Origin of the sequence: Aquirufa novilacunae (genome assembly GCF_045310505.1) — a bacterium.
Taxonomy (GTDB): domain Bacteria; phylum Bacteroidota; class Bacteroidia; order Cytophagales; family Spirosomataceae; genus Aquirufa; species Aquirufa novilacunae.
The window spans coordinates 341,206-351,676 of the sequence record NZ_JBEWZG010000002.1; the positions used below are offsets into that span (position 1 = coordinate 341,206).

Genomic DNA, 10,471 nt, shown 5'->3' on the forward strand with positions numbered 1-10,471 from the left:
GATTTGTATTTAGGTAACCCAGGAACAGGCATTTTTCGAAATAGCCTGTTTTTGGTGTTTAATTTCCTGTATCTTTAGACTATCTAGGCTAGAATAGCCTTGTACCCTTCTTCTCGACATAAATTGTGAGCAATGAATTAATCATTAATTCGACTCCCAAGGGGGATCGGATCGCCCTTTTGCAAGACAAAAGGATAGTAGAGTACCATATTGAACAGTCTGAACCACAGTTTTCCGTAGGAGATATTTATCTCGGTACGGTGAAGAAATTGGTTTCAGGACTGAACGCCGCTTTTATCGACATTGGTTATGAGAAAGATGCCTTTTTGCATTACCATGACCTTGGCCCTAATTTACCGACCTTGCAGAAGTTTACGCGGGAGGTGATGACGAAGAAAAATAAAGTTATTCGTTTAGAGAACTTCAAGCTTGAGCCCGAAATTGATAAATTAGGGAAGATTGAGAAAGCAGTTCAAAAAGGACATTTAGCTTTAGTTCAAGTCGTTAAGGAGCCTATTTCTACTAAAGGCCCTCGTTTATCTTGCGATATTTCTATCGCAGGTCGTTTCCTTGTTTTAGTTCCTTTTGCAAATGGTGTGAACATCTCGAAAAAGATCACGTCGAAAGCAGAGCGTAATCGCCTTCAAAAGCTGATGACCTCGATTAAGCCGAAAAATTACGGTGTAATCGTGCGTACCGTGGCTGAGGGTAAAGCGGTGGAAGAAATGGAGCGCGACCTAAAAGATTCCATTGCAAAATGGGAAGAAGGTTTAGCTAAATTAGTCGATGCGAAAGCTGGAGACCGAATTATTGGAGAAATGAGCCGTGCAACTTCCATGTTACGCGACCTGTTGAACAATGATTTCGATAATGTCATCGTTGATACACCAGAATTGTACAATGAGGCAAAAGGCTATGTACACAATGTCGCTCCTGAAAAGGAGAAGATTGTTAAATTACACCAAAGCAAAACCAAGTTATTCGAACAATTAGGGATTGAGAAGCAGTTGAAAATGCTTTTTGGCCGTTCGGTATCATTGCCTGGTGGAGGTTATTTAATCGTGGAACACACGGAAGCTTTGCACGTGATCGACGTGAATTCGGGCAATAAGTCGAATTCAGAGGAAGATCAGGAAGCGACGGCACTAAGTGTGAACCGGGAAGCTGCGAAAGAAGTAGCTCGCCAATTGCGTTTACGCGATATGGGCGGTATTATCGTGATCGACTTCATCGATATGAAGAAGGCGGATAACCGCAAGTTAATTCAGGACATCATGCGCGATGAAATGCGTGGGGATCGTTCGAAATACACCATTTTGCCGTTGACGAAGTTTGGCTTGATGCAGATTACGCGTCAGCGTGTGCGTCCTGAGATGAACGTAGCCACGCATGAGACTTGTCCTAGCTGCGGCGGAACAGGTAGCATTACGGCGAGTATTGCGGTTTCTGACATTGTTGAACAGCATTTGGAACATTTGTTGACGAAGCAAAACGAGAAGAAATTGACACTTTTAGTGCATCCTTTCTTGAGTGCTTATTTCACCAAAGGTTTCCCTTCTATTCGCATGAAGTGGTTCTTGCAATACAAGACCTGGATTACGATCATGGAAGATTCCTCATTTGGCATAACAGAATTTAAATTCTTAAACCAAAATGGAGATCAAATTGAGATATCATCTTAGCATTTTAGCCTTATTTTTCGGCCTTCTTCTACCTGCTTTCAATTCGAATGCGCAATGGTGGAAGAAGGCGGATGAGGCAGAGAAGGAGCGTTCGAAAGGGATGCTTTTGCTCACCACTGAAGTTCAGACGGAGGCCACCGTGGCCATCAACCAGATGTATAACTTCCATTTCCCGGAAGCTGAACGCGAATTCAATTATTTAAAGATTAAGTACCCACAGCACCCGCTGCCTGATTTTTTATTAGGCCTGATGCAGTGGTGGAAAATCGTGCCTAATACGCGGAATGAGGTCTATGACGATCGGTTGATTGAATATATGGACCAAAGTATCGAAAAGGCCGAAAAAATCTACGACGAAACCGAAAACCCCGAGGCCGCCTTCTTTATGGCCGCTGCCTACGCCTTCAAAGGCCGTCTGCATGCCGAGCGCAAGCACTGGACGCGCGCGACTTTGGCCGCTAAAAACGCCCTCAAATACCTCGAATACTCCCGTAATTTTGCAGATTTTAGCCCGGAATTGATGTTCGGGGATGGCCTTTACAACTACTATTACTTCTTCATCAAGCAGAATTTCCCTTTGCTGCGCCCTGTCTTGTGGCTTTTCCCAAAAGCCAACAAATCCCAGGGAATTGCCCAGCTAGAGAAAGTTTCCTACCAAGCGTTCTACACTCGGACCGAGGCCCGTTATTTTCTATTGCAGATTTACGGCATTGAAAATATGAACGAGAAGGCCTATGGGATGGCGAAATACACCTACGAAACCTTTCCCGACAACCCGTATTTCCACAGAGCCTATGCTCGCTCTGCTTATATGAGTGGCAATATCGAGGAAGCCTCTTCGCTTTCTAAAGAAATTTTACGCCGCATCGATCAGCATTATGTGGGTTACGAAGCTACCTCAGGCCGCTATGCGAGTTATATTTTGGGCTATTATGCCCTGTATGTGTACCGAAACCATGCCGATGCTACGAATTACTTCAAGCAGTGCATGGAGTTTTCCAAAGCCACAGACGCCACCGATTCTGGCTATTATTGGGCTTCCTTGCTTGGTTTAGCCCGTATTTCTTATCAACAACAGAATTACGATCAGGCGGTCGATTATTGCAAATTGGTTTTAGAGAGCGCCGAAAAGAAATCCCCTCAACACACCGAGGCCAAAAAATTGCTTTCCGAGTCTAAGAAAGCCAGACGCAAAAAACGATAACATGAAAGCAGCCATCATCAAACAGTATTTCCCTTCCATCACCGAGCAGCAATTAGCTCAATTCGAGCAATTGTTTCCCCTTTATGCGGAGTGGAACGAGAAGATCAATGTCATCTCTCGCAAGGATATTGATAATTTGATGCTGCATCACGTCTTGCACTCCCTAGCCATCGCCAAATTCATCGATTTCAAACCCGGCACCGAAATCCTAGACGTAGGCACCGGCGGCGGCTTCCCAGGTATTCCTTTAGCAATCCTATTCCCCGAAGTGAATTTCCACCTTGTTGATAGCATCGGGAAAAAGATCAAAGTCGTTCAAGGCGTCGCTGATGCCCTTGGGTTAAAGAATGTGCAAGCGACTCACGGTCGCGCAGAGGATGTCGATGGTGAATTTGAGTTTGTCGTTTCTCGAGCGGTGACCCGCCTATTGCCATTCTTTGGCTGGGTGAAGAACAAGATCAGTTTAAATAGCTACCACGATTTGCAGAATGGCCTTCTTTGCCTAAAAGGGGGAGATTTGCAGGAGGAATTGCAGGAATTCGGTAGAAAGCATAAGGTGTATCATCTTTCCAAAAGCTTTAAGGAGGACTTCTTTGAGACGAAGAAGTTGGTGCACGTGGCGCTGTAGGCGACTAGAGTAGAGATAAAAGAGTAGAGAGAAGTTTAGTCCGGAGGGGCTTAGGAGGGCTTTTTGATTTTGGCTTTGAAAATTGTTTTTGAACTTTGGGCGTATTGACACTTTCTGTCAATACCTGAAAACGCCTTTCAATACCTCGACGTTATTTCACTATTAGTGACTTTACAGATCATGAGAGCCTATCTATACTCTCTACTCTCTAATCTATAATCTAAGTTGCGTAGCAACGACTAAACGACGAAGTCGTGACTAAGCCGTAGGCGACTAAGCGACGCAGTCGCGACTAAGTCACGCAGTGACGGCTTGCTGCGCAGCAGCCTTAAACAAATCCTTCAGCGGCTTAATCTGTCTACGAGAAATGGTCACTTGGTGATTATTCAATAAGCGGATGCTTTTGTGAATGTTAAAATCAATCGCTTGGATGGAATTCATATTGATGATCGCCGACTTCGATGGACGAATGAATCCGCGTTCCAATAGATAGGACTCAAAGTATTTTAATGTACGGCAAGAAATAATCTTGCGACCATCGAATAAATAGAATTTGGAGTAATTACCCTCTCCTTCTATTCGCATGATGTCTTTAATACAAATGGTCTGGTCACCTAAAGATAGGGTGCAGCTTTGTTCAGTTTTAATGGTTACTGTCATAATATAGAACAGGTTAGTGACACAAAACTACGGCTGCTAGCCCGTCTAATTAATTATAATTAGGTTATTTGCGTTATTAACTATTTTTTAACGTAATTCATTGATTAACCGGTAGATAAATGATAGGTTACATATAGTTTTCATGCATAATGTCCTTAATAATTCGGTAACATAGGATATGAAACTAGTCTTTCACGTAGTATTCTGGGCGGGACTTAGGCATATTTTCCTTATTTTCGGATATTAAATTTTAAACTATGAAATTAAGACGTTTTGGCCGCACTAATTGGGCATTGAGTGAAGTGGGATATGGCATGTGGGGATTAGCCGGATGGACCGGTTCTGACATTGAAGAAGTCAATAAATCCTTAGACCGATCGGTCGAGTTAGGCTGTAATTTCTTTGACACAGCTTGGGGATATGCAGAAGGAAAATCCGAGGAAATATTAGGAGGACTTTTGAGACGTCATAAAGACACGACATTATATGCTGCGACGAAGATTCCGCCCAAAAACTTTACTTGGCCTTCCAAATCTCATTTTAAAATTGAAGATTGTTTTCCCGCTGCGCACATTGTAGAATATACAGAAAAGAGTTTGCGCAATTTGAACGTGGAGCAAATTGATTTACAGCAATTCCATGTGTGGGAAGATGCATGGGCGGATCGCGATGAATGGAAGATGGCGGTGGAGAAATTAACGAAGGAGGGAAAAGTAGCGCATTGGGGAGTTTCGGTGAATCGCTGGGAGCCTAATAACTGTTTGAATACGTTGGAGACAGGTTTGATTTCGTCTGTGCAAGTGATTTACAATATTTTTGACCAAAATCCTGAAGACCAATTATTCCCTCTTTGCAAGAAATTAGATGTAGGCGTGATTGCGCGCGTGCCTTTTGATGAGGGGAGTTTAACCGGTTTAATGACTTATGAAACGACATTCCCAGCGAATGATTGGCGTTCGACGTATTTCGTTCCGGAGAATTTGATTTCGAGTGTGGATCATGCCAATGCGTTGAAACCATTGCTTCCAGAAGGAATGGAATTACCTGAAATGGCCTTGCGTTTTATCCTATCTAATCCGGACGTGGGCACCATTATTCCAGGTATGCGCAAGATCAAGCACGTGGAAAGCAATATTGCTACTTCGGATGGAAATGGTTTAGCGAAAGAATTAATGGAAGAATTGCGCGCGCACCGTTGGGAGCGTCAGCCTACTTCTTGGTCGCAGTAAAGAGGTCCTTTAAAGCGGCCTCTTCCCGGAATCCCGATGTTTTTGTGATCATCTCACCTTTAGAGAAGACCAAGAAACTCGGGATTTCGTCTATTCCGTAGGCTTGCATGATGGCCTGATTTCCGTCAGCTTCGACCTTTAAAACGGTCACGGAGCCTTTGAATTCTCCGGCTAACTTATCCACGATGGGCATCATCTTGAGACATGGTGCACACCATTTGGCATAAAAATCAACTACGACAGCGTCTGATGAGGCGATTTCTTTTTTGAAGTCGGCTAAATTCCAGGCCGCGTCATGTTTTACATCAGGTACCCCCTCTAATGGTTTCATGCGTGTCGTCCACTTCAAATAGCCTCCTTTCAATTCGGTCACTTGGAAACCTGCCGCGCGCATCTGTTCTGCTGCTTGAGCAGAACGACCACCTGATAGACAGTAGATTAGGACGGGTTTTTCTTTGGAAAGTTGAGCGACTTTAGCGCTGAAATCGGGGGAACGAAAGTCGATGTTGATGGCTTTTGGCAGATGTCCTCCACCAAATTCACCTGAGGTACGTACATCCAATAAATAAGCGTTAGGCGTCTGTTGAATCTTCTTTTCGAAGGCATCAACGTCTATATTTTGGGCGAAAGCGCTGAGGCTCAGCAGGGATACTAAGATATAGGTGAACGAATTCGAGACACATTTTATCATCTGGTAATACGTTTTTAGGCAAAAAAGCGTTAATTTGCAGGGCAATTTAGCCAAAAATCAGTAATTCTTTAATCACAATAAATAATATACGATGAGTGCAATACAGTATGTACACGCAAGACAAATTTTAGATTCACGCGGAAATCCAACGATTGAGGTGGATATTAAGACCGAAGACGGTGCTTTTGGACGTGCAGCAGTTCCATCTGGAGCTTCTACAGGTATCCACGAGGCAGTTGAACTTCGTGACGAAGACAAATCAGTTTACGTAGGTAAGGGTGTTTTAAAAGCTGTTGAGAACGTAAATACAGCGATTGCTGAAGAACTTTGGGGTTTAGAAGTGTCTGAGCAAAACATGATCGATAACATCATGATTGAATTAGACGGAACTCCTAACAAGAGCAAATTAGGTGCTAACGCGATCTTAGGTGTTTCTATGGCGGTTGCAAAAGCAGCAGCACAAGAAGCAGGTTTATCTTTATACCGTTATATCGGTGGCGTAAATGCAAATACGTTACCAGTTCCGATGATGAACATCTTAAACGGTGGTTCTCACGCGGATAACTCAATTGATTTCCAAGAATTCATGGTCATGCCAGCGAAAGCAGAGTCTTTCTCTCAAGCTTTACGTATGGGTACAGAGGTTTTCCACGCATTGAAAGGTGTGTTGAAATCAAAAGGATATTCTACTAACGTAGGTGATGAAGGTGGTTTTGCACCGAACATCAAGTCGAACGAAGAGGCCATCGAAATCGTATTGCAATCGATTGAAAAAGCAGGTTACAAGCCAGGCGAAGAAATCTTCATCGCCATGGATGCGGCTGCGTCTGAATTCTATGATGAGAAAACAGGTCTTTACACCTTCAAAAAATCAGACGGAAAGCAATTGAACTCAATGGAGATGGCTGCTTACTGGAAGACTTGGGCTGATAAATACCCAATCATTTCGATTGAAGATGGTATGGCTGAAGACGATTGGGCAGGTTGGGCTGAGCAAACTAAATTGATCGGTTCTAAGTGTCAATTAGTAGGTGACGATTTATTCGTAACAAACGTGAAGCGTTTACAACAAGGTATCGAAAAAGGGGTAGCTAATGCAGTATTAGTGAAGGTAAACCAAATCGGTTCATTGACTGAAACAATCGATACAGTAAACTTAGCAAAACGTAATTCATACAAGAACATCATGTCACACCGTTCTGGAGAGACTGAAGATGCGACGATTGCTGACTTAGCAGTTGCGTTGAACACAGGTCAAATCAAAACTGGTTCTGCGTCTCGTTCTGACCGTATGGCGAAATACAACCAATTGCTTCGCATTGAGGAGGAATTAGGGGCAAACGCGTACTTCCCAGGTTTAAAGTTCTAATTCGATGCTCGAACGCGTAAAGAGTCTATTTTTAGGGCCAAATCGTTTCTACTACGTCTCCACCAGTATTTTATTGGTTTGGATGTTCGTCTTAGATAGTAACGATATTACGGTTCAATATAGACTCTACACCGAACTGGCAGACCTGAAGGCAGAACACGAATACTACCGTCAGAAATTAAAAGAACTGAAAGTAGAGCGTGCAGCCGTGATGGGAAATCCCGCTTTGTTAGAAAAATACGCGCGAGAGAAGTACTTCATGAAACGGCCTAAAGAGGACGTCTTCGTGATCGTCGATCAGGAAAATCAACCGATTGAGAAATAAAGAAAGGCCCAGCAAGTAGCTGGGCTTTTTTGTTTAGAGAGAGTAGAGATAATAGAGTATAGAGTAGAGAGAATGGTGGTAATAATGGTAAATGGGGTGTAGAATGGTGAATGGGGTGTAGAATGGTGAATGGTAAGTGGTGAATGGTAAATAATTTGATCTGAATTGTTCAACATTTATCGATTGTTAAATGGAATCCTCATTCACCATTTACCACTTATCATTTACCATTTAATTTTGCTCTTTGAAAATTGACATTCGTCATTTTTACGAAATACTCTCAAAGCTACCTTTGCACCCATGCAACAGGTAAGTCTAGATCTATTGAATAAGTACAACGTGGCGATTCCGCGCTACACGAGTTATCCGACGGTTCCTTTTTGGGATGATACGATTGATAGTGACCACTGGGAGACGATGTTCGCGCGTCGATTTAAGGAGACCAATGAGCAGGAGGGGATCAGCTTGTATATTCACTTACCTTTTTGCGAGAAGTTGTGTACGTTTTGTGGCTGCAATAAGCGAATTACGACGAACCATTCCGTGGAGGAGGAGTACATAAATGTGCTGTTACAAGAGTGGACTTTGTATCGAAAATCGATGAATTCGAAGCCCGTGATTCGGGAATTGCATATCGGAGGGGGGACGCCTACCTTTTTTTCGCCGAAGAATTTACAGCGATTATTGCAGGGGATTTTAGCGGATTCGATTGTGCCGGAGGACCACGAATTTGGTTTCGAAGGGCATCCGAATAATACGACACGCGAACATTTGCAGACGCTTTTTGAGTTGGGTTTTAAGCGGGTGAGTTTTGGGATGCAGGATAGCAATCCGCAGGTTCAAGAGGTGATTAATCGCATTCAACCTATCGAAAATGTCATTCAGGTGGTTGAATGGGCGCGGGAGATTGGGTATGAATCGGTGAATTTGGATTTAGTGTATGGATTGCCGCTGCAGACTTTGGCACGTATCGAAAAAACGATTCAGGATGCCATCGCGATTCGTCCGGACCGCATTGCATTTTATTCGTATGCCCATGTGCCGTGGACGAGTAAGGCGCAGCGATTGTTTGATGAAAGTGATTTGCCCGAGGCGTCTGAGAAGATGCATTTGTACCAAAAAGGCAAGGAGCTTTTCCGCGCCGCCGGTTACACAGACATCGGGATGGATCACTTCGCGCTACCGACGGATTTGATGGTCAAAGCGCATCAGGAAGGCACATTGCATCGCAATTTTATGGGCTACACCGTGCAACAGACCGGCTTATTGCTCGGGTTAGGGGTGTCGAGCATCAGCGATATTTACTATGGTTTTGGCCAAAACAAAAAGACCATTCAGGAATATTACCAGCAAATTAAGGCCGGCGAGTTGGCTGTTTTCAGAGGCTTTTTTTTAAGTCTGATGGACCAAAAAATGCGCCAATACATCCTCGACATCGCGTGTCAAGGCAAGACGCATTTCCACAAAGAGGACCTCGAAGTCCTCCGCCAATACACCTTCCACGAACTAGACGAACTCGCGATCGACGACCTTGTCACCTGGGGCGAACATGGTGTCATCGTGACCGACCTAGGCAAACATTTCATCCGAAATGTGTGTAAGGCGTTTGACCTGAAACTGCTTTCAAGCGAGGTGCAGGAACGGGTGTTTAGTCAGGCGGTGTAGATTAAAAAGAACGAATGGCAATAACGTGACGTACCCAATCCCCATTGATCCACTCAACAGTACCATCTGAAAATTTCAGGCATCTATATGGTGATGCTTGTGTCCATTTCATGTAATCGGAACTCATTAGAACCTTATTATTTGTCAAAGATGCGATAGTAGAATTACTTCTTGCATTATAAAGTAGAACAAGTTCTTGGTAGGTCGGGATACGCCAATCAGTGAATAATCTTGCAGAGTTGTTAAGGCTATGTTTTAATGGATTTTTCACATCACTATACATATATTCAGGATTTCCATCGTATATATATTCATCTACAATTAACCCATGATAGCCACCTAATGTAACGTAAAAAACAATGCCGCCGTCAAATGTTTCACCTACTGAGTGGGCAGTGCTTCCCGCTGAAGATGGTGTAGGGATATTTAACGTAGTTCCCGACAAAGTAGCTGCACCTGTTCCTGTCGTTGTTAAAGTTATGGGTGCTTGATAATCCGTTCCTGCCACGGCGGCAGTTAACGCATTTGTGCCGTTCCCCTTTACAAGTCCAGTTAACGTTGTTGCCCCCGTTCCTCCATTAGCTACCGCCACTGTTCCAGAAATACTACCTGCGTTTATGTTCGCACTTAAAACTCCGCTACCATCCATGGATAAATTAGAGCCTACTTTAACTCCACCTAAAGATGAACCTGAGGCTGTAGGTAAAGAATAAGTGGATGGTGTAGGGATATTCAACGTAGTTCCAGACAAAGTAGCTGAGCCAGTTCCTGTCGTTGTTAAAGTTATGGGTGCTTGATAATCCGTTCCTGCCACTGCGGCAGTTAACGCATTTGTGCCATTTCCCTTTATAAGTCCAGTTAACGTTGTTGCCCCCGTTCCCCCATTAGCAACCGCCACTGTTCCAGAAATACTACCTGCGTTTATGTTCGCACTTAAAACTCCGCTACCATCCATGGATAAATTAGAGCCTACTTTAACTCCACCTAAAGATGAACCTGAGGCTGTAGGTAAAGAATA

The 10,471-nt window shown here is 43.7% G+C and carries 10 protein-coding genes; 7 read left to right on the forward strand and 3 right to left on the reverse strand.

Annotated features, from left to right (window positions below):
• Nucleotides 1–125 precede the first annotated feature (125 nt).
• The 3 genes from V7S74_RS06780 to rsmG are packed head-to-tail and all read left to right on the forward strand — an operon-like array spanning nt 126 to nt 3,514.
• Nucleotides 126–1,682, forward strand: coding sequence for an Rne/Rng family ribonuclease (locus V7S74_RS06780; protein ID WP_406778020.1), 1,557 nt, complete (start codon nt 126–128; stop codon nt 1,680–1,682).
• Nucleotides 1,666–2,886, forward strand: a complete 1,221-nt coding sequence (locus V7S74_RS06785; protein ID WP_406778021.1) for a tetratricopeptide repeat protein — start codon at nt 1,666–1,668, stop codon at nt 2,884–2,886. The genes V7S74_RS06780 and V7S74_RS06785 overlap by 17 nt, the downstream gene beginning before the upstream one ends.
• Nucleotide 2,887: 1 nt before the next feature.
• The gene (gene rsmG, locus V7S74_RS06790) at nt 2,888–3,514 is read left to right on the forward strand and encodes a 16S rRNA (guanine(527)-N(7))-methyltransferase RsmG (RefSeq protein ID WP_406778022.1); all 627 of its coding nucleotides are present in this window, start codon (nt 2,888–2,890) and stop codon (nt 3,512–3,514) included.
• A gap of 297 nt (nt 3,515–3,811) precedes the next feature.
• Here the strand turns inward: rsmG and V7S74_RS06795 are convergent, their stop codons facing one another.
• Complete coding sequence (locus V7S74_RS06795) at nt 3,812–4,174, reverse strand: LytR/AlgR family response regulator transcription factor (protein WP_406778023.1); 363 nt, start codon at nt 4,172–4,174, stop codon at nt 3,812–3,814.
• A gap of 257 nt (nt 4,175–4,431) precedes the next feature.
• Between V7S74_RS06795 and V7S74_RS06800 the strand changes: the two genes are divergently transcribed.
• Complete coding sequence (locus tag V7S74_RS06800; RefSeq protein WP_406778024.1) at nt 4,432–5,403, forward strand: aldo/keto reductase; 972 nt, start codon at nt 4,432–4,434, stop codon at nt 5,401–5,403.
• On the opposite strand, the gene V7S74_RS06805 is transcribed toward V7S74_RS06800, so the two are convergent.
• A complete protein-coding gene (locus V7S74_RS06805; protein WP_406778025.1) occupies nt 5,384–6,094 on the reverse strand; it encodes a thioredoxin domain-containing protein in 711 nt (236 codons plus the stop codon). The two genes, V7S74_RS06800 and V7S74_RS06805, sit on opposite strands and share 20 nt — an antisense overlap.
• Nucleotides 6,095–6,185: 91 nt before the next feature.
• Between V7S74_RS06805 and eno the strand changes: the two genes are divergently transcribed.
• The 3 genes from eno to hemN all read left to right on the forward strand — a co-directional run bounded on the left by eno (nt 6,186) and on the right by hemN (nt 9,453).
• Entirely contained in the window at nt 6,186–7,463 is a 1,278-nt protein-coding gene (gene eno / locus V7S74_RS06810; protein WP_406778026.1) for a phosphopyruvate hydratase, read from the forward strand.
• A 4-nt stretch (nt 7,464–7,467) separates the two neighbouring features.
• On the forward strand, nt 7,468–7,788 hold the full coding sequence (locus tag V7S74_RS06815; protein ID WP_406778027.1) for an FtsB family cell division protein: 321 nt from the start codon (nt 7,468–7,470) through the stop codon (nt 7,786–7,788).
• Nucleotides 7,789–8,088: 300 nt separating this feature from the next.
• Nucleotides 8,089–9,453, forward strand: a complete 1,365-nt coding sequence (hemN, locus tag V7S74_RS06820; protein ID WP_406778028.1) for an oxygen-independent coproporphyrinogen III oxidase — start codon at nt 8,089–8,091, stop codon at nt 9,451–9,453.
• Between the two features lies 1 nt (nt 9,454).
• Here the strand turns inward: hemN and V7S74_RS06825 are convergent.
• A partial coding sequence (locus tag V7S74_RS06825; RefSeq protein ID WP_406778029.1) for a hypothetical protein occupies nt 9,455–10,471 on the reverse strand: 1,017 nt, incomplete at its 5' end.